Below are 25,267 nucleotides of genomic sequence, written 5' to 3' on the forward strand. Positions count from 1 at the left end.
ACCTCGCGGGTACTCACGTGCTCATGGCTGGAATCGAGCTGAACAGCGCCGCGTTCGACGACCACGAGGTGATCCCCCGCCGGTACACCAAGGACGGGGAAGACCTCTCGCCGCCGCTGACCTGGTCCGGAGTGCCCGCCGGCACGGCCGAACTGGCCCTGCTGTGCGAGGACCCGGACGCGCAGTCCGGGACGTTCGTCCACTGGCTGGTCACCGGCATCGCCCCCACCAGCGGAGGGGTGGCCGCCGGGCAGACGCCCGCGGGCGGTCTGCCCAGGACCAACGGATACCACCAGGAGGGCTGGGGCGGTCCGCATCCGCCGCAGGGCGATCGGCCGCACCGGTACTTCTTCCGGCTGTACGCCCTGCCCGAGCCGCTGGTCCTGCCCGACGAGCCCTCGGCCGACCAGGTGCACCGCGCCGTCGACCGCAGCCAGCTCGCGAGCGGCACGCTGGTGGGCCTCTACCAGCGCTGAGGCGCCCGTCGCGAGTCCGGGGCCGGATGGCCGGGCCCGGCGCCCGACAACGCCCGCACGAGCGCTTCCGTTCCGTCCGCGGGCTCGTGCGCGGGCGCGTTCAGGAACGCGCGCCGGCGCCGCTGGGCCAGCGCGCGCCCCCAGGTCAGACACCATGACCACCACCGGTCGAGTTCGGCGGGGTCCAGCCGCTCGGCGCCGAGCGCGGCCGGCCAGCCACAGGCCCGCGCCTGGGCGGTGACCTTCGCGCCGCCCTCGACGGGATCGACGGCCAGCGCCGGGGTGCCCGCCCGCAGGGCGAGGACCAGCCCGTGCAACCGGTCGGTGACCACCAGGTCGAGCCGCGCCAGAGCCGACTCGAACTGCCCCGGGGTCGCGCACAGGCGCCAGTCGTGGGATCCAGCCGACTGGTCATCTCCAGCCGCGCGCAGTCCTTGGCGGCCAGCCAGCGGGTCACCGTGTCCGCCACCTCGGCATGGCGCCGCCGCCCCCCGTACTCGCCCTGGCCGTGCGTGAGGATCACCCCCACGACCGGGGTGGCGGGGCCGGCCGGAGCCCCGGCGGCCAGGTCACGCGCGGGGGGCAGGCCGGGGGAGTCCCGGGCGAGGACGGTGTGGAACCCGGTGACCGCCGGACTCGACGCGTCGATCACCGAGGTGCCGACGGCGATGCGGACGCACCGCCCGAACCGGCGGTGCAGCTCCTCGACTTGAGGCCCGTGCAGCGGTCCGCACAGGAGCACCAGGTGCGAGTAGGCGTCCTCGGCCGCCTCGGGCAGATGCAGGCCGCCGGCCCGGTAACCCGGGCTCCACGCCACGTCGTACGGCGTGGCGGTGCGGTCGAGGGCGGCCCGCACCCGGTGCAGGGCGAGCACGTCCCCCGCGGTGGCCTCCCCGTCCTCGAAACTGAACCAGCCGGTGAGCAGTACCTTCATCGCCTGTGAGTGCCCGTTTTCCGGCGAACGTCACGGGCCACCGCCCCAAGCGCCGGCGCCGACGGGCCGCCACGCCCGCCACATGCTGTGACGGGCGTGGCCATCTGCGTCATCGACCGATGTGATCTGTTTCGACGTCACTGCTGGGGGTTACCAAGAGGACCCCCGAGCCAGTAACCGGCCCCGAGGTGACCGCCCCGACGTGCCCCCCGGACGCGACCGGTCCCGGGGCGACCGGTCCCGGGGATCCGACCAGCGGAGGGAGGACACGTGAGCGACTCGCCCATCGGGGTGGTCATCGCCACCCGAGACCGCGCCGACACCCTCGCCGTGACCCTGCGCCACCTCGACGACCTGCCCGAACGTCCCACGGTCCTGGTGGTCGACAACGCCTCCACCGACCACACGCGCACCATGATCGCCCGCCACTTCTCCGCCGTCCGGCTTCTGCCGCTACCAATCAACCGCGGAGCCCTGGCGCGCAACGAAGGCGTCCGGGCGCTCGACACCCCGTACGTGGCGTTCAGCGACGACGACTCCTGGTGGGCCCCGGGATCCCTGGCCACCGCCGTACGGATGCTGCGCGAGCACCCCCGGCTCGGCCTGGTCGCCGCCCGCACCCACGTCGGCCCCGGCCAGGACTCGGACCCGCTCAACGACGCCCTCGCCGGTTCCCCGCTCGGCCACGTCCCGGGCCTGCCCGGCCGGCAGAGCCTCGGCTTCCTCGGCTGCGCCGCCGTGGCCCGGCGCAGCGCCTACCTCGACGCGGGCGGCTATCACCCGCTGCTGTTCTTCGGCGCCGAGGAGACACTGCTCGCCCACGACCTCACGGCACGCGGCTGGGGGGTGTGCTACTGCGCCGACGTGGTCGCCCACCACCATCCGGCGGTCGGCCCCAGGCCCCACCGCACCGCCCTCATCCGCCGCAACGAGGTGCTCACCGCCTGGCTGCGCCGGCCGCTGCCGGTGGCCGTCCGCCGCACCTGGGCGCTGGCGGCCGACGCCCGCCACGACAGCGGCGCCCGCCGGGCGCTGCGCGGCGCGCTCGTCCGCATCCCGGCCGCCCTGCGCACCCGGACACCCCTGCCGGACCGCATCGAGCAGGCCGTCAGGCTCGTCGAAGGAGCGTCGTCGTGACCGATGACCGCACCACCGTCGTCGTGATCACCCACAACCGGCGGGACGAGGTCCTGCGCACCCTGGACCGCCTGGAGCGGCTGCCCGAAGCCCCGCCCGTCATCGTCACCGACAACGGCTCCACCGACGGCACGGCGGACGCCGTGGCCCGGCTCCATCCGCGCGTACGACTGCTGCGGCCGGGGCGCAACCTCGGCGCCGTCGGCCGCAACCTCGCCGTACGGTACGTCCGCACGCCCTACATCGCCTTCTGCGACGACGACTCCTGGTGGGAGCCGGGCTCGCTGTCCCGCGCCGCCGACCTCCTCGACGCACACCCGCGGCTGGCCGCCGTCACCGCCCGCATCCTGGTCCAGCCCGCCGGCACCGTCGACCCCATCGTCGAGGAGCTGCGCGACTCCCCGCTGCCCGGCCCGCCCTGGCTGCCCGGGCCCGCGCTCGGCTCCGTCCTCGCCGCCGCCACCTGCCTGCGCACCGACGCCTTCCGCGAGGTCGGCGGGTTCAGCGCGCGCATGTGGCTGGGCGGGGAGGAGGAGCTGTTCGCCACCGACCTCATCGCCCGCGGCTGGTGGCTGGCGTACGTGGCGGAGCTGACCTGCCACCACCAGCCGTCGCCGCTGCGCGACCCCACCCTGCGCCGCATGCACGGCATACGGAACACGCTGTGGTTCTCCTGGCTGCGCCGCCCCGCGCCCGCCGCCCTGCGGCGCACCCTCCACCTGGCCCGCACGGTGCCTCCCGACCGGGTGTCGCTGCGGGCCTTCGGGCAGGCGGCCGCGGGACTGCCCTGGGTGCTGCGCGAGCGGCGGGTGGTGCCGGCCGGGGTGGAGGCACGGCTGAAGCTCCTCGAGCGCGCCCAGCGGCACTCCACCGCCCGGCGCTATGTCGGATGAGCGATGGGTTTCGGCCGAATCCGGCTAGTCGGCGATGTCGGCGAGGCCGACGACTTTGTCGACGCGGACCCGCACCAACAGCTCGCCCGGGACGCCGTTGCGGGCTCCGTACTGCTCCGCGAGCTCCTCGCCCATGTAGCGCGCCGCGATCCGGGTGGCCCAGTGGCGGACGTCCTCCAGCCGGTCGCTCAGCTCCGCGCGCCCTTCGACGGTGACGAAGGAGAACGGGGGCCGGTCGTCGTCCACGCACAGGCTGATCCGCCCGTCCCGGGCCATATTGCGGCCCTTGACGGTGTCCTCGCCCGTGTTGAACACGAGGTCGTCGCCGTCGAGCAGGAACCAGATGGGCGCGATGTGCGGCCTGCCGTCGGCCCGCACCGTCGCCAGCTTGGCGGTGCGAGTGCCTGCCGAGACGAAGGCGTGCCACTGATCCTTGGTCATTTTCTTTGCCATGTCTCCATCTTGTGTCAAGCGGTGCACATCGGCGCGCCGGGGGGCGGGCCGGGTTGCCCGGAGGGCGGCAGTGAGAAAGGCTGGCCCGGCAGCTCTGGGTGGATGGCCGGACGGGGAGGAACGGTATGGCACTGAGCAAGGGACTCGATTGGCTGCTGGACGATCTGACCGAGCGGATCGCACAGGTACGGCACGCCTTGGTGCTGTCGAACGACGGGCTGGTCACGGGCGCCAGCTCCTCACTCGGCCGGCAGGACGCCGAACACCTGGCCGCCGTCGCCTCGGGGTTACACAGCCTGGCCAAGGGAGCCGGGCATCACTTCCGCACGGGTGGGGTGCGGCAGACGATGGTCGAATTCGAGGAGGGCGTGCTGTTCGTGACGGCCGCCGGCGACGGCAGTTGTCTGTGCGTGCTGAGCGGCCCGGAAGCCGACGTCGGCCAGGTCGCCTATGAGATGGCCCTGTTGGTCAACCGGGTGGGGGAGCACCTGGGCGTCGAGGCGAGACAGGAGAGCGGCGCGCCCAGCGGGCTGTGATCCGTAAGTTATCCACAGGCCTGACGGGCGGGCTCGCGCGGCGGCTACCGTCGTGACTGTCAGTGATTGACCAGTCGCGGGGGAGGACCGTCGTGGTGGTGGAGGTACGTCGGAATCAGGGTCACGAGCCGGGCCGAGCGCCGGGGCGGAGGACGGGTCGGGCGCCGGGTCAGGCGCCGCCGGGGGGCCGGGTGCCGCCGGTGCCGGGCGGTGCCGAGGAGACCGTCGCGTTCGCCCGGGCCGCCCGGGAACTGGGCCTCAAGCTGGGCGAGTTGGAGCTGGCCGTACAGCTGGGCGAGGTGCGCGCCGTGGCCGTGGGAGCCATGGGAGCCGTGGGAGCCATGGGCCGGCGGGTGGCGCGCGCGGAGCTGCTTCGGGTCGCGGCCGCCGAGGGCTTCCCCGGCGCGCTGCGCGCCCGGCTCCGCGTGGTGGGCACGGCGGAGGGGGCCGAGCTGCTGGGCATCAGCCCCGGCCGGTTCACCCGCCTGGCGCGGGGCGGGTTCCTCACGCCGGTTCGCTTCTACGTCAACCGCTACCGGGCCGTGGTGTGGCTGTATCCGGCCGCGGAGCTCGCCGCGTTCGCCGAGCGGGAGCCGACGCTGCTGACCGGCCGCGTTCCGGCCGGGCTGCGCGCCACCCTCAGCGCCGGGGAGGACCAGCGGGCCGCCAGATGGCGCGGCCGCCGCGTCGAGCAGCTCCTCGCCAGGACCGAGGACCCCTGGGAGCGGGCCGCGGTGTGGGCCGCGGTGCTGCCCCCCGATGAGCTGGAGGCGGTGGTCGCCGATGCGGCCGAGCGGGCCCATGTGCGGGAGCTGATGCCGCGGCTCGCCCCGGTGCCCGCCGGGGGCGGCCCGGCGGCGGAGGTGGTGGCCGCCGTGGTGACGGCCGACGACCCCGTGGAGATCCGGCGCTGCCGGGCCGCCCTGGACACCTGTGTGGGGGACGCCCGGCGGGCGCGGCCCGCCCCGCGGCCGGCCGGGGCGGCCCAGCCGCCGGGCGGCGAGCCCGCCCGGCCCTCTGCCCTGCCCTCCGTGCGGCCCCGTGGGCTCTGGCACCGGCTGCTCCGCGGGCGCCGGAGCGCGGGGGACCGCCTGGCGGCTGCCTACAGGGGGCGGAAGAGCCCCTCCTGCACCACGGACACCAGCAGCCAGCCGGCCCGGTCGTAGATCCGGCCGCGGGCCAGCCCCCGGCCGCCGGTGGCGATCGGCGACTCCTGGTCGTAGAGGAACCACTCGTCGGTGCGGAACGGCCGGTGGAACCACATGGCGTGATCCAGCGAGGCCATGTCGAAGCCGCGCGGCCCCCACAGCGGCTCGATCGGCACCCGCACCGCGTCCAGCAGCATCATGTCGCTGGCGTAGGTGAGCGCGCAGGTGTGCACGAGCGGGTCGTCGCCGAGTGGGCCGACCGCGCGCATCCACACCGCGCTGCGCGACTCGGCGCCCTCCAGGTCCTCGGGCGTCCAGCGCAGCCGCTCCACATAACGGATGTCGAAGGGCTGGCGGCGCGCCATTCTCTCCAGCGCCTCGGGAAGCGTCCCGAGATGCTCGCGGATCTCGTCGCCGAGCTTCGGCAGGCTCTCCGGCTCAGGCACCTCCGGCATCGGCAGCTGCTGCTCGATGCCCGGCTCGGGAAGATGGAAGGAGGCCGTCAGATTGAAGATCGTCCGCCCCTGCTGGACGGCGACGACCCGGCGCGTGGTGAAGGAGCGACCGTCCCGGACCCGCTCCACCTGGTACACGATCGGCACCCCCGGCCGCCCCGGGCGCAGGAAGTACGCGTGGAGCGAGTGCACCGGGCGCTGCCCGTCGGTGGTCCGTCCCGCGGCCACCAGCGCCTGCCCGGCCACCTGCCCGCCGAACACCCGCTGCAGCGACTCGTCGGGGCTGCGGCCGCGGAAGATGTTCAGCTCGATCTGCTCCAGGTCCAGCAGATCGACCAGGCGCTCGGCGGGGTTGGTCTCCGCGGGATCGGTCATCGGGGTTGCTCCTTCACTGGTGGTGCTCACGCCGGGGCCGGGCCCCGTTCGTTCGGGCCCCCTGGGCGGGGGCTGTCCGGGGGCCGCGACGCCCGGGAGGCTACAACTGGCCCACCTCGGTGACCCGCACCACCGCACGCCCCTCCTCGTCGGAGGCGGCCAGGTCGACCTCCGCGGAGATGCCCCAGTCGTGATCCCCGTTCGGGTCGTCGAAGGTCTGCCGCACCAGCCACAGCCCGTGCTCGGGCTGCTCCTCGATCCGCAGCAGCTTCGGGCCGCGCGCCTGCGGGCCGGTGCCCAGGTCGTCGTACTCCTCCCAGTAGGCGTCCATCGCCCGCGCCCACGCGTCCTCGTCCCAGCCGGAGTCCGCGTCCATCTCGCCGAGCTCGGCCACCTTGTCCAGCGCGGCGAGCTCCACCCGGCGGAACATCGCGTTGCGCACCAGGACACGGAAGGCGCGCGCGTTGGCGGTGACCGGCTTGACCTGGTCGGCGCGCTCCTGGGCCTCCTCGGCGGACTCCTCCTCGGGGTTCGCCAGCTGCTCCCACTCGTCCAGCAGGCTGGAGTCGACCTGCCGCACCATCTCGCCGAGCCAGGCGACGATGTCCTGGAACTCGTCGGACTTCAGGTCGTCCGGCACGGTGTGGTCCAGCGCCTTGTAGGAGCTGGCCAGGTAGCGCAGCACGATGCCCTCGGTCCGCGCCAGGTCGTAGAACGAGGTGAACTCGGTGAAGGTCATGGCGCGCTCGTACATGTCGCGGATCACCGACTTGGGCGACAGCGGATGGTCGCCCACCCACGGGTGGCTCTTGCGGTAGAGGCCGTACGCGTGGGAGAGCAGCTCCTCCAGCGGCTTGGGGTACGAGACGTCCTGGAGCCGCTCCATGCGCTCCTCGTACTCGACTCCGTCCGCCTTCATCGCGGCCACCGCCTCGCCGCGCGCCTTGTTCTGCTGCGCGGCCAGGATCTGCCGCGGATCGTCCAGGGTCGACTCGACGACCGAGACCATGTCCAGGGCGTAGGAGGGGGATTCGGGGTCCAGGAGCTCGAAGGCGGCGAGCGCGAAGGTGGACAGCGGCTGGTTCAGCGCGAAGTCCTGCTGCAGATCCACCGTCAGCCGCACGGTCCGCCCATCGGCGTCGGGTTCCTTCAGCTGCTCCACCACGCCGCCGTCCAGCAGCGAACGGTAGATCGCGATGGCCCGGCGGATGTGACGCAGCTGGTTGCGGCGCGGCTCGTGGTTGTCCTCGAGGAGGCGGCGCATCCCCTCGAAGGGGTTGCCCGGCCGGGCGATGACCGACAGCAGCATCGCGTGGGTGACCCTGAACCGGGAGGTGAGCGGCTCGGGTTCGGAGGCGATGAGCTTCTCGAAGGTGTTCTGCCCCCAGCTGACGAACCCTTCGGGCGCCTTCTTGCGCACCACCTTGCGCCGCTTCTTGGGATCGTCCCCGGCCTTCGCCAGCGCCTTCTCGTTCTCGATGACGTGCTCGGGGGCCTGTGCCACGACGAAGCCCGCGGTGTCGAAGCCGGCCCGGCCGGCGCGGCCCGCGATCTGGTGGAACTCCCGGGCCCGCAGCGTCCGCACCCGCTGGCCGTCGTACTTCGTCAGCGCGGTGAACAGCACCGTCCGGATGGGCACGTTGACGCCGACGCCCAGGGTGTCCGTACCGCAGATGACCTTGAGCAGCCCGGCCTGCGCCAGCTTCTCCACCAGCCGCCGGTACTTGGGCAGCATCCCCGCGTGGTGCACCCCGATGCCGTGCCGCACATAGCGGGACAGGTTCCGGCCGAACTTGGTGGTGAACCGGAAGTTGCCGATGAGCGCCGCGATCTCGTCCTTCTCCGCCCGCGAGCACATGTTGATGCTCATCAGGGCCTGGGCCCGCTCCACCGCGGCCGCCTGGGTGAAGTGCACGATGTAGACGGGCGCCTGCCGGGTCTCCAGCAGCTCGGTCAGCGTCTCGGTCAGCGGGGTGGTGCGGTACTCATAGCTCAGCGGCACGGGCCGGGTCGCAGACCGCACCACCGAGGTGGGCCGCCCGGTGCGCCGGGTCAGGTCCTCCTCGAACCGCGTCACATCGCCGAGCGTCGCCGACATCAGCACGAACTGGGCCTGAGGCAGCTCGAGCAGCGGGATCTGCCACGCCCAGCCGCGGTCCGGCTCCGCGTAGAAGTGGAACTCGTCCATGACGACCTGGCCGATGTCGGCGTCCTTGCCGTCCCGCAGGGCGATGGACGCCAGCACCTCGGCGGTGCAGCAGATGACCGGCGCGTCCGCGTTGACCGACGCGTCGCCCGTGAGCATCCCGACGTTCTCGGTGCCGAAGAGCTTGCACAGCTCGAAGAACTTCTCCGAGACAAGAGCCTTGATCGGCGCGGTGTAGAAGGTGACCTCGTCCCGGGCCAGCGCGGCGAAGTGGGCGCCCGCCGCGACCAGGCTCTTGCCCGAGCCGGTGGGGGTGGACAGGATGACGTTCGACCCGGACACCACCTCGATCAGCGCTTCCTCCTGGGCGGGGTAGAGCGAGATGCCCCGCTCCTCGACCCACGTCGAGAACGCCTCGAAGAGGGCGTCGGGGTCGGCGTCGCTCGGCAGCTGATCGATAAGAGTCACGCCCCTATACTGCCTGCTTTCCCACGCGAGCCGGGAACCGGCTGCCGAGACGAAGATCGTTCGCCGATAGGGTGTGGCCGGCGAGTGAGCCGAAGGGGCGCGCCGCTGTCGAAAGGGAGAGCGCGCACAGGCCCCGAGGAACGACGGGGCGAGCACGGTCGACCGTCGACAGGGGCTCAGGCGCCCCGGAGGCGAACCGAGCCAGAAGCTGCGAACAGACCGACTCCCGCTCAGGCGGGGAATGAACAGGGGCGGGGTTGACCATGATGGGACCGGCGCATTCGCTGTCCGGGGCGGCGGCCTGGCTGGGGGTGGGGGCGGCGACCGCGGCGGCGGGCCACGCGATGCCCTGGCCGGTGCTCGTCGTCGGCGCTCTGATCTGCGCCGGGGCGGCGCTCGCCCCCGATCTCGACCACAAGGCGGCCACGATATCCCGCTCCTTCGGACCGGTCTCCCGGGGCCTGTGCGAGGTGATCGACAAGATCTCGTACGCGGTCTACAAGGCGACCAAGAAGCGGGGCGACCCCCGCCGCTCGGGCGGCCACCGCACCCTCACCCACACCTGGCTGTGGGCGGTGCTGATCGGCGCGGGGGCCTCGTTGCTCGCGATGACCGGCGGCCGCTGGGCGGTGCTCGGCATCCTCTTCGTCCACATGGTGCTGGCCGTCGAGGGGCTGCTGTGGCGCATGGCCCGGGTGTCCAGCGATGTGCTGGTGTGGCTGCTCGGCGCGACCAGTGCCTGGATCCTCGCCGACATCCTGCACGAGCCGGGCAACGGCGCGGACTGGCTGTTCACCGATCCGGGCCAGGAGTACCTGTGGCTCGGCCTGCCGATCGTCCTGGGCGCCCTGGTGCACGACATCGGGGACGCGCTCACCGTCTCCGGCTGCCCGATCCTGTGGCCCATACCGATAGGCCGCAAGCGGTGGTACCCGCTCGGACCGCCGAAGGCGATGCGGTTCCGGGCCGGCAGCTGGGTCGAGGTGAAGGTGCTGATGCCGGTCTTCATGGTGCTGGGCGGCCTGAGCGGCCTGGGCGCCCTCGGCATCATCTGACGGACCGGCGTCATCCGACGCGGCCCCCCGGCGGCGCGGAGCCGACCGCGCCGCCGGGGGCGACCGCCAGGGACCAGGGAGACACCCCCTGGCGACGCTACTGGTGCCAGGAGCGCCACAGCGCGGCGTAGGCGCCGTCCGCCGCGACCAGCTCGTCATGGCTGCCCAGCTCGCTGATCCGGCCCTGCTCGACCACCGCGATCAGGTCCGCATCGTGCGCGGTGTGCAGCCGGTGCGCGATGGCGACCACGGTCCGGCCCTCCAGCACCCGGCCCAGCGACCGCTCCAGGTGCCGGGCCGCCCGCGGGTCGAGCAGCGAGGTGGCCTCGTCCAGGACGAGGGTGTGCGGATCGGCCAGCACCAGCCGGGCCAGGGCGATCTGCTGGGCCTGCGCCGGCGTCAGCGCCAGCCCGCCCGATCCGACCTCGGTGTCCAGGCCGTCCTGAAGCCCCCGCGCCCAGCCGTCGGCGTCCACCGCGCTCAGCGCGGCCCACAGCTCGGTGTCCCCGGCGGAGGTGCGGGCCAGCAGCAGGTTGTCGCGCAGCGACCCCACGAACACATGGTGCTCCTGGTTGACCAGCGCGACATGCTCGCGCACCCGCTCGGCCGGCATCCGGGCCAGCTCCGCGTCGCCCAGTGTCACCGTGCCGGTCCGGGGCGCGTAGATCCCGGCGAGCAGCCGGCCCAGCGTCGACTTGCCCGCGCCGGACGGTCCGACCAGCGCCAGCCGCGTCCCCGGCCGCACCCGCATCGTCACCCCGTGCAGCACATCGTCGTCCGCTCGGTACCCGAAGCGCACCTCGTCGGCGCGCACATCCCGGCCGCCGGGCGCCACCGAGTCGTCGGCCGCCTCCGGCTCGATCTCCCGCACCCCCACCAGCCGGGCCAGCGACACCTGCGCCACCTGCAGCTCGTCGTACCAGCGCAGGATCAGCCCGATCGGCTCCACCAGCATCTGCGCCAGCAGCGCCCCGGTCGTCAGCTCGCCGACCGTCATCCAGCCCTGCAGCACAAAGGCGCCGCCGATCATCAGCACCGACCCGGTGATCAGCGAGTACGTCACATTGATCACCGGGAAGAGCACACTGCGCAGCCAGAGGGTGTACCGCTCCCACGCCGTCCACTCCCGGATCCGCCGCTCGGACAGGGCGGTCCGCCGGGCGCCCAGCCGCTGCGCCTCGATGGTCCGTCCGGCGTCCACCGTCTCGGTGAGGGACGCGGCCACCGCGGCGTATCCGGCCGCCTCGGAGCGGTAGGCGCTCGGCGCCCGCCGGAAGTACCAGCGGCAGCCGATCACCAGCACCGGAAGCGCGACCAGCACCGCCAGCCCCAGCGGCGGCGCGGTCACGGTCAGCGCGCCGAGCAGCAGCCCGACCCACACCACTCCGATGGCCAGCTGCGGCACCGCCTCGCGCATCGCGTTGGCCAGCCGGTCGACGTCGGTGGTGATCCGGGACAGCAGATCCCCGGTCCCGGCGCGCTCCAGCACGCTCGGCGGCAGGCCCACCGACCGTACGAGGAAGTCCTCGCGGAGGTCCGCCAGCATCCGCTCGCCCAGCATCGCACCGCGCAGCCGCACCAGCCGGACGAAGGCGGTCTGCACCGCGAGGGCCACGGCGAACAGGGCGACGGTGCGTCCGATGTGCAGGTCCCGTTCACCCTCCGAGAGGTCCTCGACCAGGCCGCCCAGCAGGTGCGGGCCGACCATGGAGGCGATCACGGCGGTCGCGTTCACGGCCATCAGCACCGCGAAGGCCGTCCGGTGCCGCCGCAGCAGCTCGCGGACGTACGCCCGCACGGTGGCCGGGGTGCCGACCGGCAGCGTCGCCGCCGACTGCGGTGCGGCCGGGTCATAGGCCGGTGGGGCCACTCCGATCATGCCGACTCCTCGATCGTGTCGATCCGCCCCACGGTTCCGGTCCCGGCGGCGGTTCCGGTCCCGGCTCCGGTCCGGGGCCCGGCGGTCACGGCCCCGCCCGCGCCCCGACCCGTACCCGCGCCCGGGGACCTGTTCGGATCCGTGTCAGTGTTCGCGTCCTTTTCGGGGCCCGCGTCCGTGTCCGTGTCCGGTTCGCGGGTGACCACCGCCCGGTAGCCGGGCTCGGTGGCCAGCAGGTCGCGGTGGCCGCCCGCGGCCGCCGCCTTCCCGTCCGCCAGGAACACCACCCGGTCCGCCCGGTCCAGCAGCAGCGGGCTGGAGGTGAAGACGACGGTGGTCCGCCCCGCGCGCAGCCGCCGCAGGCCCTGCGCGATCCGCGCCTCGGTGTGCGAGTCCACCGCGGACGTCGGCTCGTCGAGCACCAGCACCTCGGGGTCGGTCACCAGCGAGCGCGCCAGCGCCAGCCGCTGCCGCTGACCGCCCGACAGGGAGCGGCCGCGCTCGGTGATCCGCGCGTCCAGCGGGTCCGCCGCGCCCGAGCCGTCCGCCGACGCCCGCGCGAGCGCGTCCAGGACATCGCCGCACTGCGCCGCCTCCAGCGCCTCCGCCACCGTGACCGCCCCCGACCGGGGCACATCGAGCAGCTCGGCGAGCGTGCCCGACAGCAGCACCGGGTCCTTGTCCTGGACCAGCACGGCCCGGCGCGCGGCCTCCAGCGGCACCTCGTCCAGCGGGACGCCGCCCAGCAGCGCCGACGGCGCCCGCCCGGGCTCCGCCTCCACGGCGCCGCCGTCGTCCGGCGCGTGTCCGCCGAGCCGGTCGGCCAGCCGTCCCGCCAGGTCCGGGTCCCCGCACACCACCGCGGTCAGCCGCCCGGCGGGCGCCAGCACCCCGCTCGCCGGGTCGTACAGATCGCCGCCGAGCCCCTCCCCGTCCGGCCCGCCGGCCGCCGCGTCCGCGCCCGGGTCCCGGGCGCCGGACGAGGAGCGCCGCAGCGCCAGCACCCGGGCGGCGCGCCGCGCCGAGGGCCGGGAGAAGGAATAGGCCATCGCGATCTCCTCGAAGTTCCTCAAGGGGAACAGCAGGAAGGTCACCGCGCTGTAGACGGTGACCAGCTCGCCCACCGCGATCCGCCCCTCCCGGGCCAGGGTCGCCCCGTACCAGACGACGCCGATCAGCAGCAGCCCCGGCAGGGCGACCTGCACCGCGGCGATCAGCGCCCACATCCGGGCGCTGCGCACCGCCGCCGTGCGCACCTCCTGCGAGGCTTGCCGGTAGCGGGAGAGGAACAGCTCCTCGCCGCCGATGCCGCGCAGCACCCGCAGCCCCGCCACGGTGTCCGAGGCCAGCTCGGTCGCCCGGCCGGCCTTCTCCCGCTGCTCGTCCGCCCGCCGCGTGGCCCGGGGCAGCAGCGGGAAGACCGCCAGCGCCAGCGCGGGCACGCCGAGGGCCACCACCAGGCCCAGCGCCGGCTGGTAGACCACCAGGGCCACACACACCCCGACGGTGGTGATCGCGGCCGCGGTGAAGCGGGACAGCGACTCCACGAACCAGCCGATCTTCTCCACGTCGCCCGTGGAGACGGCCACCACCTCGCCCGCCGCGACCCGTCGCGTCAGCGCCGAGCCCAGCTCGACCGCCTTGCGCGCCAGGAGTTGCTGCACCCGTGCCGCCGCCGTGATCCAGTTGGTGACCGCCGCCCGGTGCAGCATGGTGTCGCCGAGCGCGGTGAGCGCGGTCAACCCGGCCATCAGCCCGCCGGCCAGCGCCAGCCGTGCGCCCGAGCGGTCCACGACCGCCTGCACCCCGAAGCCGATGGCCACGGGGAAGCACACCAGGGCGGCCATGTGCAGCAGACCCCACAGGGCCGCCTTCACCTGGCCGCCCAGTTGGTTTCTGCCCAGCCACAACAGGAAGCGGGGTCCTGATCGGACGTCGGGTCGGCCGGGATCGGGGTAGGGGAGATCTCGAATGTGCATGACGTCCCAGGTGCATTGGCGGGGTGACGGGCAGGCAGGAGCCGTGAAAGACTCGCGCCCTTCCACCGCGGCATTCAACTGGTTTTCCGGGGGCGGCACACGGAACACGCCAATCCCCTGTGCGTGACGCTGGGGCGGGGGTGGGACGATGGGGGGCATGCGTATTCCCGGCACGACCTCCCTGCGCGCGGCCGCCGCCACCGGCGCCGCCCTCATCCTCCTGACGGCCTGCGGCGGCGGCGCGGGCGGCGACGGCGACAAGGGCGGCGGCCAGGGCAGGCAAGCGCTGCGCAGCGCTTCCCCCGCGCCGGACCCCACCCGCGTCCCGGGCGTGGGCGACGCCCTCCAGGGCAGGATTCCGGACGACTCGCGGCAGGTCGTCGCGGTGTACGGCAAGGGCGTGAACTCGGCGGACGCCACCGTCGTGCTCTATACGAAGCGGGGCGAGAACTGGGAGCGGACCCGCAGTTGGGCCGGGCACAACGGCAAGCGCGGCTGGACGACGGACCATCGCGAGGGCGACAAGCGCAGCCCGGTCGGGGTCTACACGCTCAGCGACGCCGGCGGGGTGCTGCCCGACCCCGGCGCGCGGCTGCCCTACACGGAAGGTGCGGCCTTCGCCGCCCCGCACTACTGGCCCAAGACCCACTGGCACGACTTCGACTACGTCATCGCCATCGACTACAACCGCGTCAAGGGCACCTCACCGCTCGACCCGACCCGGCCCGAGGGCCAGAGCAAGGGCGGCTCCATCTGGCTGCACATGGACCACGGCAGCGGCACCTCGGCGTGCGTGAGCCTGTCGAAGTCCGGCATGGAGTACCTGCTGAAGAACCTCGACCCCAAGCTGCACCCGGTCGTGGTCATGGGGGACAAGGCTCACCTGGCCGGGTGAGCGGCCACCGGCCGGCCCCGGTCCGCCCGGGGCGTCAGCCGGTGTCCACCGCCCCCGCCCGAAGCCGCTCCAGCAGCTGGGCGCGGTGCAGCCGGGCGACGGGGGCCAGCAGGTCCGGGTGGCGCAGCAGCGGGGCCGCCCGCCGGTCCAGCTCGTCGGGCGCCGTCAGCCGGCGGAAGTCCACGTCCCCGGCCTGTGCCGTGTGCTCCGAGCCGATCACCGCGGCCACCGCGGCGGCGGCCAGGTCGGGGCGGGTCAGCAGGCTGGCCGCCCAGCTCGCGACGATCTCGTCCACCCAGGTGCGCCAGGCGTGGTCCTCCTCCGCCAGCTCGGTGGAGTCGGCGCCCACCAGCCAGTCCAGCCGCCCCGAACCGCCGGGCCCGGCGATGGCGACCAGCGCGGCGTCCATCGACGTCGGATACCGCAGCCAGGCGGCCACCGTCGCCGCCTGGCGCGCCTGGGCCTCGGCGAGCACCGCGTTGAGCGTGCCCGTCGCGGGCGGATACGCGCGGACGAGCCACTGCGCGGTCGCCGCGATGACGGACGACAGGTCGGGACGTCTCATCGGGGAGCGAGGGAGGCCCGCAGCACGTCGGTCACCTCGTCGTCGCGAACCCGCGCGAAGTCCTCGTACCACAGCCCGACGGCCTGGAACGGATCGGGCCGGTCCAGGCACACCAGCTCGTCGATCTCCGGGCCGACGGCCGCGGCGGCCTCCGGCGAGCAGACCGGCACCGCGAGGATCACCCGGGCGGGCCTGCGGTGGCGCAGCGAGCGCAGCGCGGCCCGCGCCGTGACCCCGGTGGCCAGCCCGTCGTCCACGACGATCACCGTGCGGTCCCGTACGTCGGCGGGCGGGCGCCCGCGGCGGTAGAGCTGCTCGCGGCGGCGCAGCTCGGTGCGCTCCTCCAGGGCCCGCGGGGCGAGCTGGGCCGGTGTCAGGTCGAGCGTGGCCAGCGCCCGCTCGTCGTACAGCGGCGGATCGTCCCCGGCGAGCGCGCCGACGCCGAGTTCGGGATTGAAGGGGGCGCCGATCTTCCGGGCCACCAGCACGTCCAACGGCGCGTGCAGGGCCTGGGCTATCTCGTCCGCCACCGGCGCGCCGCCACGGGGCAGCGCCAGCACCACGGGATTCCTCAACCGCTCGGCCTCCGGTGGCTCGCGCAGCCGCTCCGCCAGCTTCCGTCCGGCCTGCCTCCGGTCACGAAATCGCATCGTCCCACTTCTCCCTTCCGCGCCGTCCCCGCCCCTGGGTGCCCGTGGGGCGGGGCGGTATGCGCGGAGGGGCGGAAGAGCCGCCTGGGCGCCGGGCCGCTCAGCAGCGGCCGTGGTCGGGAATGCCGGCGAGGGTGTCCAGCAGCTCGCCGAGGACCTCGCGCTGCCGGTCGGACAGGGGGGCGAGGATGTCCTCCGCGGCGGTCCGGCGCGCGTCCCGCAGGGCGCGCAGGGTCGCGCGGCCGGCGTCGGTGAGCTCGACGCGCACCACCCGGCGATTGTCCGGGTCGGGGGCGCGACGCACCGAGCCGTGCGCCTCCAGGGCGTCCACCAGCGTCGTCACGGCGCGCGGGACCACCTCGAGCCGCTGGGCGAGGTCCGCCATCCGCGGCGGCCCGTCGCAGTGCGCGAGGGTGCGCAGCAGACGGGACTGGGCGGGGGTGATGCCCAGCGGCTCCATGTGCCGCTTCTGGGCGCGGTGCAGTCTGCGGGTCAGGCGCAGCAGCTGCTCCGCGAGGATGCCTGAGGTCTCGGGCGTGGGCATGATTGCAGTCTATCAGGACCTTGTTCATTGTGAGTATAGGTAACAATGAGCTATGCTCCGTGATGTGCTCGGCGAGCCCCGGCCTTCCGTCGGCTCGCGGCACCCGACCCTGCCCTGAAGGAGCCCATGCACCACGACACACCTCACTGGACGCCATCCCCCGCGAATCCCACGAAGTCCGAGCACTCACCGCCCGGCGCCGACCCCGACCAGCCCGCCCAACTGCGGCGCATCCTCAGGCTCTTCCGCCCCTACCGCGGCCGCCTCGCCCTCGTCGGTCTGCTGGTCGCGGCCTCCGCCCTGGTCTCCGTCGCCTCTCCCTTCCTCCTGCGCGAGATCCTCGACACCGCGATCCCCGAGCGCCGCACCGGACTGCTGTCCCTGCTCGCCCTCGGCATGATCGCCGCCGCCGTCGTCACCAGCGTCTTCGGCGTGCTGCAGACCCTCGTCTCGACGACCGTCGGCCAGCGCGTCATGCACGATCTGCGCACCGCCGTCTACGACCGGCTCCAGCGCATGCCGCTCGCCTTCTTCACCCGCACCCGCACCGGCGAGGTGCAGTCCCGGATCGCCAATGACATCGGCGGCATGCAGGCCACCGTCACCTCCACCGCGACCTCGCTGGTCTCCAACCTCACCAGCGTCGTCGCCACGGTCGTCGCGATGCTCGCCCTCGACTGGCGGCTGACCGTCGTCTCGCTGCTCCTGCTGCCGCTGTTCGTCTGGATCAGCCGCCGGGTCGGGCGCGAGCGCAAGCGGATCACCTCCCAGCGGCAGAAGCAGATGGCGACCATGTCCGCGATGGTCACCGAGTCGCTGTCGGTGAGCGGCATCCTCCTCGGCCGCACGATGGGCCGGTCCGACTCGCTGACCCGGGACTTCGCCCGGGAGTCCGAGCGCCTGGTCGGCCTGGAGGTGCGCTCCAGCATGGCCGGACGCTGGCGGATGTCCACCATCGGCATCGTCATGGCCGCCATGCCCGCCCTCATCTACTGGGCCGCCGGCATGGTCATGGACTCGGGCGGCCCCTCCGTCTCCCTCGGCACGCTGGTCGCCTTCGTCTCGCTGCAGCAGGGCCTGTTCCGGCCCGCGGTCAGCCTGTTGTCCACCGGCGTGGACATCCAGACCTCCCTCGCCCTCTTCCAGCGCATCTTCGAGTACCTCGACCTGCCGATCGACATCACCGAGCCCGCCGAGCCCGTGCGGCTGGACAAGGTGCGCGGCGAAGTCCGCTTCGACCGCGTCGACTTCACGTACGCCAACGAATCGAGCGCGAAGGGCTCGGGTGCGGACGGCTCGAGCGCGAAGGGCTCGAAGCCGACGCTCAGCGGCATCGACCTGACCGTCCCGGCGGGCAGCAGCCTGGCCGTCGTCGGGCCGACCGGCTCCGGCAAGACCACCCTCAGCTATCTGGTGCCGCGGCTGTACGACGTCACCGGCGGCCGGATCCTGATCGACGGAGTGGACGTCCGCGACCTGGACTTCGACACCCTCTCCCGCGCGGTCGGCGTCGTCTCCCAGGAGACCTATCTCTTCCACGCCTCCGTCGCCGACAACCTGCGCTTCGCCAAGCCCGAGGCCACGGACGAGGAGCTGGTGGCGGCCGCCCGAGCCGCCCAGATCCACGACCACATCGCCTCGCTGCCCGAGGGCTACGACACCCTCGTCGGCGAGCGCGGATACCGCTTCTCCGGCGGTGAGAAGCAGCGCCTGGCCATCGCCCGCACGATCCTGCGCGACCCGCCCGTCCTCATCCTCGACGAGGCCACCAGCGCCCTCGACACGCGCACCGAGCACGCCGTGCAGCAGGCCATCGACACCCTCTCCGCCGGGCGGACCACGATCACCATCGCCCACCGCCTGTCCACCGTGCGGGACGCCGACCAGATCGTGGTCCTCGACGGCGGCCGCATCGCCGAGCGGGGCAGCCATGACGAGCTGCTCGCCCGGGGCGGGCGGTACGCGGCCCTGGTGCGGCGCGACGAGAGCCTGGCCCCCGTCGCCCCGGCGGGATAGCGCCCGCCCCAGCCGCTACGGGGAGAACGCGGCGCGCATCGCAGCCGCTACCGGGAGAACTCGGCGCGCACCGCCTCCGTGTGCTCGCCCAGCGCGGGCACCGGCCGCATCGCGGCCGGGCGCCCGGCCACCTCGACCGGAGGCAGCAGGCCGCGCAGCGGCCCCACCGGCGAGTCGAACTCCCGCCACCGCCCGCGTGCCTCCAGCTGCGGATGGGCGGCGAACTCCGCGACATCACGGAGCCGGGCGTTCGCGATCCCGGCCCCGTCCAGCAGCGCGGCCAGCCCGTCGGCGGTGTGTTCCGCGAAACAGCCCTCCAGCTCCGCCGTCAGCTCCTCGTCGTGCCGGTGGCGCGCCGGATTGTCGGCGAACCGCGGATCGCGGATCAGCTCCGGGCGGCGCAGCACCCGCTCGCACAGGGCGATCCACTCACGGTCGCTCTGCACGCTCAGGAAGACCCGCGTGCCGTCCCCGCAGCGGTAGGGCCCGTACGGCGAGATGGACGGGTGGCGGGCACCGCTGCGCGCCAGCGGCGCCCCTCCGTAGGCCTGCGCGAAGTAGGGATGGCCCATCCATTCGCCGAGCGCGTCCAGCAGACTGACGCTCAGATCGGTGCCCGCGCCCGTGCGCTCCCGCTCGTACAGCGCGCCGAGGATCCCGCTGTACGCGTACATCCCACCCGCGATGTCGGCGATGGAGATCCCGGGTCGCGCCGGGGCGGGTGGCTCGCCGGTGATCGACAGCAGCCCCGCCTCGCACTGGACCAGCAGGTCGTAGGCCTTCTTGTCCCGGTAGGGGCCATCGGGTCCGTATCCGGAGACGGCGCAGGTGATCAGGCGCGGATGGCGCTCGCGCAGCACCGGGGCGCCGAGGCCGAGCCGCTCCACGGCGCCGGGCGCGAGATTGTGCACGAAGACGTCCGCGGCGGCGAGGAGCGCGTCGAGCAGCGCCCGGTCCGCGTCGTCCTTCACATCCAGGACGACGCTCTCCTTGCCGCGGTTGACCCAGACGAAATACGCGGACATGCCCTTGACGGCGCGGTCGTAGTCGCGGGCGAAGTCCCCACGCCCCGGCCGCTCCACCTTGATGACGCGGGCGCCGAGGTCGGCGAGCTGGCGGGTGGCGAACGGGGCGGCGACGGCCTGTTCCAGGGCGACGACGGTGATGCCGTCCAGGGGTTGCGCGGGCACGGGCGACTCCTTCGGTGGGTCTTCAGGCCCCTTCTTCCCCACCCGGGGCGGCGGCCGAACGCCGCCGCCCTGTCGCGGAGCGCCCGCTCACCCGAAGAGGCCGCGCAGAAACGCGATCTGCTCGGCCTGCTGGTGCACGCCGCCGCCCTCGTGGCCGTTGAACGCCCACACCTTCAGGTCCTTCTCGCCCGCGTAGTGGTGGTACGCGGCGAAGCCGCAGGATGTGGGGGTGATCGGGTCGCGCAGGGCGGTCGAGAAGAGCGCCGGGGCGCTCGCGCGGGCGGCGAAGTTGAGCCCGTCGAAGTGGTCGAGCGTGGCCAGGACCTGGTCGGCCAGGTCCCGCCGTCCGGCGCAGAACCGGGCCAGTTCGCCGTACGGGTCCGCGTCGGTGATCTCCAGGGCGCGGCGGATGTGCGTCATGAACGGCACATCGACCAGCGCCGCGGCCACATCCGGCACCAGACCGGCCGCGGCCAGGGCCAGACCGCCGCCCTGGCTTCCCCCGCTGACGGCGATCCGCGCCCGGTCGACCAGCGGGTGGGTGCGGGCGGCCGCCACGGCGCGCACCGCGTCGGTGTACAGACGGCGGTAGTAGTAGTCGTCCGGGGACAGGACGCCCTGCGTCATCTTGCCGGGGGCCTCGGGGCCCGTGCCGCCGACCGGGTCGGGCGTGTCGCCCGGGTTGTTCGCGGACCAGCCCTGCCCCCGGCTGTCCATGACGAAGACCGCGTAGCCCACCGACGGCCACAGCAGCCAGTTGTGCGGCAGGCCCCGGCCGCCGTTGTAGCCGATGTACTGCACCACGCACGGCAGCGGGCCCGCGGCGTCCCGCGGCGCCAGCAGCCAGCCCCGTATCCGGTGCCCGCCGAACCCGGAGAACTCCACGTTGTAGGTGTGCAGCCGCGTCAGCCCCGAGTCCGTCCCGGTGAACACGGCGTCCAGGGCGTGCTCGTCCGCCTCGGCGAGGGTGCGCTCCCAGAACGCGTCGAAACCGTCGGGCTCGGGCAGCGGCGGCCGGTAGCCGCGCAACTGGTCCAGGGGCAGGTCGACGAACACGGCGGCAGTCCTCCCGGTGGCTACGATCGTCCGGACATCCGATCAGTGTTCGACTCCTCGGTCAAGAGGAAAGAACGGGCGGGGGAGCGGTGCTGGAGCGGACCACGAGCCGGGTGGACAGCTCGGTCCTGGTGCCCTCGGGCACCTCGCCCGCCATCAGCCGCAGCAGACTGCGCAGCGCCGTCGCCGCCATCTCGGACAGCGGCTGGCGCACCGTGGTGAGAGCGGGAGTGACCCAGCGGGCCTGCGGCAGATCGTCGAAGCCCACCACGCTGATGTCGTCCGGCACCCGCACCCCCCGCTCGGCCAGCGCCTGGTACACCCCAAGCGCCATCTGGTCGGAGCAGGTGAAGACGGCGGTGGGGGGCTCGGGCAGCTCGAGGAGTTCGCGCATCCGCTGATGGGAAACGGTTTCATCGAAGTTGCCGTACCGCACGTAGTCCGGCGGGACGCGCAGCCCGGCCGCCGCCATCGCCGAGCGGTATCCGGCGACCCGGGCGCTGCTGCACAGCTTCCGCCGGTAGCCGTCGATCACCGCGATCCGCCGGTGTCCGAGGCCGATCAGGTGCTCGGCGGCGCTCACCCCGCCCTGCCAGTTGGCGGCGCCGACGGACGGCACGCCCGGGGGCGGGTCCAGCACGGGATCGATCATCACGAAGGGGATGCGGTGCTCGTCCAGCCACGCGTACTGGGTGGGCGTCAGCTCGGCGAGGTTGAACAGCACCCCGGCACTGCCGCGGGCGCACAGCTTGTCCAGCCAGCCCCGCTCGGGCCGGCAGCCGCGGGTGCGGGTCAGCCCGGCCGAGACCACGACGTCCAGCCCCGCGTCGTGCGCGGCCTGCTCCACGCCGTGCAGCACCGCCCCCGACCACGCGGTGTCCAGCGAGTGCACCACCAGGTCGATCAGGGCCGGCGGCTTGGACGCCTCGAAGCGGGGCCGGCGGACGTACCCCAGCCGGTCCAGCACCTCGGTGACCCGGCGCCGGGTGTCCGGGGCGACGTCCTGCCGGCCGTTGACCACCTTCGAGGCGGTCGGGACCGACACCCCCGCCTCACGGGCGACGACCGCCAGGGTGGGCCCCGTCGATCCCGAGGATCGCGCCATCGAGAATCCCCTTCCCAGACCGCCGAGTCGGCGAAGCCCGCCGAGTCGGCGAAAGTTTCGAACGCGGGAACCCGCCCGCGTGACCCGTCGGCCGGATGGCAACCGGTCTCTACATTAAGGCGCCCCACCTGAGCGGGGAAGCCCCCTGGAATCGAGGATTCGGCCCCGCCTCGAACTCGCCCCGAAACTTTCGGCATACCGAACACCGGGCCCCGCACGCCGCCGGACGTACGGGGCCGTGGCGCCCGTGGCTACAAGCCGTAGCGGCTCTTGAGGTGGCGCCAGAAGTCGCGGTACATCCACTTGTCGAACTCGGTGATGCGGTCGGCCGTCCCCGCCTGCATCAGGAAGCCGCCCACATCCGTCGGGGTCCAGTCGTAGAAGTCGTCCAGACCGTAGGTGTGGCCGATCTCGTGCAGCAGGATATGGATGTTGTCCTGGTTCACCGCGCCGACCATGTACTCACTGCCGATGCGCTGGCCCCAGTCGCCGCCCGCGCCGCCGCCGAAGCCCTTGGTCAGCCAGAGCGACTGGTCGTAGTGGCGCGCCGCGCCGCCGGGGCACTTGGAGTAGTTGCCGTCCTGGTGGAAGAAGCGGCCGCAGTCGGGGGCGCACTGCGGGGCGCCGCCGCCGTCCAGGATCCCGGTGTAGATGTCGACCGAGTTGTCGGTCCACTGGAGGGTCGAGCGGTTCTTGACGGCCCAGCCGACGATGTTGACCGGGACGTCGTTGTACGGGAAGCCGTCGAAGCCCGCGACCGAGTCGATCCACTTCTTGGACTGGCGCTTGAGGGCGGTGTGGATCTGGTCGCGCAGCGCCGCGCTGACGGGCTGGTCGGACTCCCAGCGGACGCAGTAGTTGAGGCTGCCCCGGTTGGCCATCACCTGGTCCCAGCCGTAGTTCTTGAAGCCGTACAGGTCCGGGTAGGTGGACTCGACGTGCCTCCAGACCTCGTTCAGCGGCTGGACGAGGTTGCTCGGGGGGTTCCAGGTGTCGGCCGTCGAGGAGGGCGCGGCCCCCGCGGGGGCGGCGAACCCGATGACGGACAGCGCCCCGGCCGCGACGGCGACCAGGAGCATACGGAGTCTTCTCACCAACGGCATGGCGGCTCGCTTCCGTGTGGGGGAAGTGGAAGCGGGTGGCACGCCCCCGTGGAGGGGCGGTACGGGTGCGTGCCCGCCCGCGCCGGTTGGTCGCCGCCGCTCCCCGAAACGTTGCCGCCGCCCGCCGGGAATCGCCGCGGCCGTCTGCCGTCCACCGCCCGGCGAGTTCCACGACGGGCCCGAGGGCGAGGGCGCTCACACCGGGAGCCACACCCGCATCGCGCCGGCCTCGCGGTTCGCCCACGCGTAATAGGGGATCGCCGTCACCCGGACCGGCTCGACGGGTGCGGCGGGCGCAGTGGTGCCGGTGCCGGTGCCGGTGTCGGCGTACGGCCACCAGCCCTCGGGCCGGGGCCGCGAGGGCAGCGCCCCGGCGGTGATCGCGGTGACCCCGCCGAGCAGCTCCGGCCGGTGCCCGTCCCGCAGTGCTGTGCCGGGGTCGAGCCGGAGGTGGTCGAGCCCCACCCCGGCCGGCTGGTCCCGTTGCTCCAGGCAGTACACCAGCGGGCCGCGCTCGATCGCCACACAGCCGCGCACCGCGTCCACCCGGGGGTCGGGACGGGTGAGCCGGGGGCGCGGCGGCAGGTCGAGCACCACCGTCTCGCCCGGCCGCCAGCGGCGGCGCAGCCGCAGCCAGCCGTCCTCGGCCCGGGCGGCCACGGGCTCGCCGTTCACCGCGGCCCCGTACTCGTCCGCCCAGTGCGGGACGCGCAGCGAGAGGGTCCAGTCCCCGTCGCCGGGGACCTCGTCCACCACCACCGCGATCCGGCCCTCCCAGGGGTAGCCGGTCCCCACCCGCACCGCCCCGCCGCCCGCCGCGTACGAGCCCGACGCGTACTGGTGTAGCTGCAGGCCGTCCGCGTCGCCACTGGCCATGTAGTGCGGCAGCGAGGCCAGCAGCCGCATCACGTTCGGCGGGCAGCAGGCGCAGCGGAACCACTGGGTGCGGCGTGCGCCCTGGTCGCCGTGGGAGCCGGTGCGGCCCTCGCGGAGATGCAGCGGATTGACGTACAGCCAGCGGTCCCCGTCCAGCGAGACGCCCGACAGGAAGCCGTTGTACAGGGTCCGCTCGATCAGGTCGCTGTAGCGGGCCTCGCCGGTGAGCAGCGCCATGCGCCAGCCGAACTGGATCGAGGCGATGGCCGCGCAGGTCTCGGCGTACGCCCGGTCGGGCGGCAGCTCGTACGCGTCGCCGAACGCCTCCAGGTCGTGCCGGGAGCCGACCCCGCCGGTCAGATACGTCTTCGTGGCGGCCATGTCCTCCCACAGCCGCACCAGCGCCTCCCGCAGCCGGTCCTCCCCGGTCTCGGCCGCCAGGTCCGCCGCCCCGGCCAGCAGGTACAACTGGCGCACGGCGTGCCCGGTGACCTCGGTGGCGTCCCGCACCGGCGTGTGGTCCTGCCAGTAGGGCGCGCCGGGGCGGCGGTCGGCCTCCCGGTCCTCGGCGCCGTCGCCGAGGGTGCCCTGCCCCCGGCGGTCGACGAAGTAGGCGGCGAGGTCGAGGTAGCGCCGCTCGCCGGTCTCCCGGTACAGCTCGACCAGCGCCGTCTCGATCTCCGGGTGCCCGCAGACGGTGTCCACCGGCTTGCCGGGGCCGAAGGTGGCGTCGATGTGGTCGGCGAACCGCACCGCGACGCGGAGGAGTTCGGTTCCCCGGGTGGCCCGGTGGTGCGCCACCGCGGCCTGGATGAGGTGGCCCGCGCAGTACAGCTCGTGTCCCCAGTGGAGTTCGGTCCACCGCTGGGCGCCCGGCCTGACCTGGTAGTAGGTCTGGAGGTAGCCGTCGGGGTCCTGCGCGGCCGCGACCAGTTCGATCAACCGGCGGACGTGACCGGCCAGTTCCCCGCCGTGAGCCCGGTGCGCCCCGCCCGCCCCGTGAGCACCCTCCGCCGCTCCCGCCGCCCCTGCTGTCCCATCGATTTCCTCGGCCAGCTGCCAGGACGCGGCCTCCAGCCACTTGTGCACATCGGAGTCCTGGAACGGGAAGTCGCCGGTGAATCCGGGCTGCTTCGCCCCGGCGGCCGCCCGCAGATTGTCCAGGTTGCCCGCCTCCTCCAGCCTGCGCGGCCCCTGCGCGATGCTCACCTCGGCGTTCGTACGGCGCCTGGCGGCCCAGAATCCGCCGGTGATACGGGCCGTGGTGGCCGGGCGCAGGGCGGTGTGCGCACCCTCGGAGAGCCGGATCGGTCCTGGGGTCATCTGCCTGCCG

General features: G+C 73.6%; 21 protein-coding genes and 1 pseudogene. 8 read left to right on the forward strand and 14 right to left on the reverse strand.

Going from position 1 to position 25,267, the window contains the following annotated elements; genetic code table 11:
- Positions 1–23: 23 nt before the first annotated feature.
- The gene (locus ABFY07_RS10645; protein WP_346174245.1) at positions 24–476 is read left to right on the forward strand and encodes a YbhB/YbcL family Raf kinase inhibitor-like protein; all 453 of its coding nucleotides are present in this window, start codon (positions 24–26) and stop codon (positions 474–476) included.
- Here the strand turns inward: ABFY07_RS10645 and ABFY07_RS10650 are convergent.
- Positions 464–1,410 (reverse strand): annotated as a pseudogene (locus tag ABFY07_RS10650) (polysaccharide pyruvyl transferase family protein). The gene ABFY07_RS10645 and the pseudogene ABFY07_RS10650 sit on opposite strands and share 13 nt — an antisense overlap.
- A 270-nt stretch (positions 1,411–1,680) precedes the next feature.
- Here ABFY07_RS10650 and ABFY07_RS10655 point away from each other — a divergent pair.
- Both ABFY07_RS10655 and ABFY07_RS10660 read left to right on the forward strand, forming a co-directional pair.
- Positions 1,681–2,547: a glycosyltransferase family 2 protein gene (locus ABFY07_RS10655; RefSeq protein ID WP_346174246.1), complete on the forward strand. Its 867-nt coding sequence runs from the start codon at positions 1,681–1,683 to the stop codon at positions 2,545–2,547.
- Positions 2,544–3,440, forward strand: a complete 897-nt coding sequence (locus ABFY07_RS10660; protein ID WP_346174247.1) for a glycosyltransferase family 2 protein — start codon at positions 2,544–2,546, stop codon at positions 3,438–3,440. The genes ABFY07_RS10655 and ABFY07_RS10660 overlap by 4 nt, the downstream gene beginning before the upstream one ends.
- Positions 3,441–3,464: 24 nt before the next feature.
- Here ABFY07_RS10660 and ABFY07_RS10665 read toward each other — a convergent pair whose 3' ends face one another.
- Positions 3,465–3,893 carry a PPOX class F420-dependent oxidoreductase gene (locus ABFY07_RS10665; RefSeq protein WP_346174248.1) on the reverse strand — a complete coding sequence of 143 codons (429 nt, stop codon included), beginning with the start codon at positions 3,891–3,893 and terminating at the stop codon, positions 3,465–3,467.
- Between the two features lie 125 nt (positions 3,894–4,018).
- Between ABFY07_RS10665 and ABFY07_RS10670 the strand changes: the two genes are divergently transcribed.
- Together ABFY07_RS10670 and ABFY07_RS10675 are read left to right on the forward strand one after the other, a co-directional pair.
- On the forward strand, positions 4,019–4,429 hold the full coding sequence (locus tag ABFY07_RS10670; RefSeq protein ID WP_076971905.1) for a roadblock/LC7 domain-containing protein: 411 nt from the start codon (positions 4,019–4,021) through the stop codon (positions 4,427–4,429).
- 200 nt (positions 4,430–4,629) lie between these two features.
- Complete coding sequence (locus ABFY07_RS10675; RefSeq protein ID WP_346174249.1) at positions 4,630–5,595, forward strand: DUF6397 family protein; 966 nt, start codon at positions 4,630–4,632, stop codon at positions 5,593–5,595.
- On the opposite strand, the gene ABFY07_RS10680 is transcribed toward ABFY07_RS10675, so the two are convergent.
- Positions 5,532–6,407: an acyl-CoA thioesterase gene (locus ABFY07_RS10680; protein WP_346174250.1), complete on the reverse strand. Its 876-nt coding sequence runs from the start codon at positions 6,405–6,407 to the stop codon at positions 5,532–5,534. The genes ABFY07_RS10675 and ABFY07_RS10680 overlap by 64 nt on opposite strands.
- Positions 6,408–6,507: 100 nt before the next feature.
- Entirely contained in the window at positions 6,508–9,021 is a 2,514-nt protein-coding gene (locus ABFY07_RS10685; RefSeq protein ID WP_076971901.1) for a DEAD/DEAH box helicase, read from the reverse strand.
- A 263-nt stretch (positions 9,022–9,284) separates the two neighbouring features.
- On the opposite strand from ABFY07_RS10685, the gene ABFY07_RS10690 reads away from it, so the two are divergent.
- The gene (locus tag ABFY07_RS10690) at positions 9,285–10,076 is read left to right on the forward strand and encodes a metal-dependent hydrolase (protein WP_346174332.1); all 792 of its coding nucleotides are present in this window, start codon (positions 9,285–9,287) and stop codon (positions 10,074–10,076) included.
- 97 nt (positions 10,077–10,173) lie between these two features.
- Here ABFY07_RS10690 and ABFY07_RS10695 read toward each other — a convergent pair whose 3' ends face one another.
- Together ABFY07_RS10695 and ABFY07_RS10700 are read right to left on the reverse strand one after the other, a co-directional pair.
- Positions 10,174–11,955 carry an ABC transporter ATP-binding protein gene (locus ABFY07_RS10695; RefSeq protein ID WP_346174251.1) on the reverse strand — a complete coding sequence of 594 codons (1,782 nt, stop codon included), beginning with the start codon at positions 11,953–11,955 and terminating at the stop codon, positions 10,174–10,176.
- The gene (locus ABFY07_RS10700) at positions 11,952–13,934 is read right to left on the reverse strand and encodes an ABC transporter transmembrane domain-containing protein (protein ID WP_346174252.1); all 1,983 of its coding nucleotides are present in this window, start codon (positions 13,932–13,934) and stop codon (positions 11,952–11,954) included. The genes ABFY07_RS10695 and ABFY07_RS10700 overlap by 4 nt, the downstream gene beginning before the upstream one ends.
- A gap of 157 nt (positions 13,935–14,091) precedes the next feature.
- Here ABFY07_RS10700 and ABFY07_RS10705 point away from each other — a divergent pair, with 157 nt between their 5' ends.
- Positions 14,092–14,829 (forward strand): L,D-transpeptidase family protein, encoded by a 738-nt coding sequence (locus tag ABFY07_RS10705; RefSeq protein ID WP_346174253.1) that lies wholly within the window; start codon positions 14,092–14,094, stop codon positions 14,827–14,829.
- A 34-nt stretch (positions 14,830–14,863) separates the two neighbouring features.
- On the opposite strand, the gene ABFY07_RS10710 is transcribed toward ABFY07_RS10705, so the two are convergent.
- The 3 genes from ABFY07_RS10710 to ABFY07_RS10720 form a co-directional block, all read right to left on the reverse strand.
- Entirely contained in the window at positions 14,864–15,394 is a 531-nt protein-coding gene (locus tag ABFY07_RS10710; protein ID WP_346174254.1) for a hypothetical protein, read from the reverse strand.
- Positions 15,391–16,044 (reverse strand): phosphoribosyltransferase, encoded by a 654-nt coding sequence (locus ABFY07_RS10715; RefSeq protein WP_076971896.1) that lies wholly within the window; start codon positions 16,042–16,044, stop codon positions 15,391–15,393. Before ABFY07_RS10715 ends, ABFY07_RS10710 begins: the two co-directional genes overlap by 4 nt.
- Before the next feature lie 100 nt (positions 16,045–16,144).
- A complete protein-coding gene (locus ABFY07_RS10720; RefSeq protein WP_346174255.1) occupies positions 16,145–16,588 on the reverse strand; it encodes a MarR family winged helix-turn-helix transcriptional regulator in 444 nt (147 codons plus the stop codon).
- Positions 16,589–16,714: 126 nt separating this feature from the next.
- Here ABFY07_RS10720 and ABFY07_RS10725 point away from each other — a divergent pair, with 126 nt between their 5' ends.
- Positions 16,715–18,604, forward strand: coding sequence for an ABC transporter ATP-binding protein (locus ABFY07_RS10725; protein ID WP_346174256.1), 1,890 nt, complete (start codon positions 16,715–16,717; stop codon positions 18,602–18,604).
- A 47-nt stretch (positions 18,605–18,651) separates the two neighbouring features.
- Here the strand turns inward: ABFY07_RS10725 and ABFY07_RS10730 are convergent, their stop codons facing one another.
- From ABFY07_RS10730 to ABFY07_RS10750, 5 genes are all read right to left on the reverse strand, one after another.
- Positions 18,652–19,794 (reverse strand): CaiB/BaiF CoA transferase family protein, encoded by a 1,143-nt coding sequence (locus ABFY07_RS10730; protein ID WP_346174257.1) that lies wholly within the window; start codon positions 19,792–19,794, stop codon positions 18,652–18,654.
- Between the two features lie 87 nt (positions 19,795–19,881).
- Positions 19,882–20,850, reverse strand: coding sequence for an acetylxylan esterase (locus ABFY07_RS10735; RefSeq protein ID WP_346174258.1), 969 nt, complete (start codon positions 20,848–20,850; stop codon positions 19,882–19,884).
- Between the two features lie 61 nt (positions 20,851–20,911).
- On the reverse strand, positions 20,912–21,955 hold the full coding sequence (locus ABFY07_RS10740) for a LacI family DNA-binding transcriptional regulator (RefSeq protein ID WP_346174259.1): 1,044 nt from the start codon (positions 21,953–21,955) through the stop codon (positions 20,912–20,914).
- A 251-nt stretch (positions 21,956–22,206) separates the two neighbouring features.
- A complete protein-coding gene (locus ABFY07_RS10745) occupies positions 22,207–23,034 on the reverse strand; it encodes a hypothetical protein (RefSeq protein WP_346174260.1) in 828 nt (275 codons plus the stop codon).
- Positions 23,035–23,253: 219 nt separating this feature from the next.
- Positions 23,254–25,257: a glycoside hydrolase family 127 protein gene (locus ABFY07_RS10750; protein ID WP_346174261.1), complete on the reverse strand. Its 2,004-nt coding sequence runs from the start codon at positions 25,255–25,257 to the stop codon at positions 23,254–23,256.
- Positions 25,258–25,267 lie beyond the last annotated feature (10 nt).

The organism is Streptomyces sparsogenes subsp. cuspidosporus, assembly GCF_039532705.1.
Taxonomy (GTDB): Bacteria; Actinomycetota; Actinomycetes; order Streptomycetales; family Streptomycetaceae; genus Streptomyces; species Streptomyces sparsogenes.

Bases quoted from the DNA above. Each gene is read 5' to 3' on its own strand.
- ABFY07_RS10645 (WP_346174245.1), top strand. From the start codon at position 24: ATGGCTGGAATCGAGCTGAACAGCGCCGCGTTCGACGACCACGAGGTG.
- ABFY07_RS10665 (WP_346174248.1), bottom strand. From the start codon at position 3,893: ATGGCAAAGAAAATGACCAAGGATCAGTGGCACGCCTTCGTCTCGGCA.
- ABFY07_RS10670 (WP_076971905.1), top strand. From the start codon at position 4,019: ATGGCACTGAGCAAGGGACTCGATTGGCTGCTGGACGATCTGACCGAG.
- ABFY07_RS10680 (WP_346174250.1), bottom strand. From the start codon at position 6,407: ATGACCGATCCCGCGGAGACCAACCCCGCCGAGCGCCTGGTCGATCTG.
- ABFY07_RS10690 (WP_346174332.1), top strand. From the start codon at position 9,285: ATGATGGGACCGGCGCATTCGCTGTCCGGGGCGGCGGCCTGGCTGGGG.
- ABFY07_RS10695 (WP_346174251.1), bottom strand. From the start codon at position 11,955: ATGATCGGAGTGGCCCCACCGGCCTATGACCCGGCCGCACCGCAGTCG.
- ABFY07_RS10700 (WP_346174252.1), bottom strand. From the start codon at position 13,934: ATGCACATTCGAGATCTCCCCTACCCCGATCCCGGCCGACCCGACGTC.
- ABFY07_RS10705 (WP_346174253.1), top strand. From the start codon at position 14,092: ATGCGTATTCCCGGCACGACCTCCCTGCGCGCGGCCGCCGCCACCGGC.
- ABFY07_RS10710 (WP_346174254.1), bottom strand. From the start codon at position 15,394: ATGAGACGTCCCGACCTGTCGTCCGTCATCGCGGCGACCGCGCAGTGG.
- ABFY07_RS10715 (WP_076971896.1), bottom strand. From the start codon at position 16,044: ATGCGATTTCGTGACCGGAGGCAGGCCGGACGGAAGCTGGCGGAGCGG.
- ABFY07_RS10720 (WP_346174255.1), bottom strand. From the start codon at position 16,588: ATGCCCACGCCCGAGACCTCAGGCATCCTCGCGGAGCAGCTGCTGCGC.
- ABFY07_RS10725 (WP_346174256.1), top strand. From the start codon at position 16,715: ATGCACCACGACACACCTCACTGGACGCCATCCCCCGCGAATCCCACG.
- ABFY07_RS10740 (WP_346174259.1), bottom strand. From the start codon at position 21,955: ATGGCGCGATCCTCGGGATCGACGGGGCCCACCCTGGCGGTCGTCGCC.
- ABFY07_RS10745 (WP_346174260.1), bottom strand. From the start codon at position 23,034: ATGCTCCTGGTCGCCGTCGCGGCCGGGGCGCTGTCCGTCATCGGGTTC.
- ABFY07_RS10750 (WP_346174261.1), bottom strand. From the start codon at position 25,257: ATGACCCCAGGACCGATCCGGCTCTCCGAGGGTGCGCACACCGCCCTG.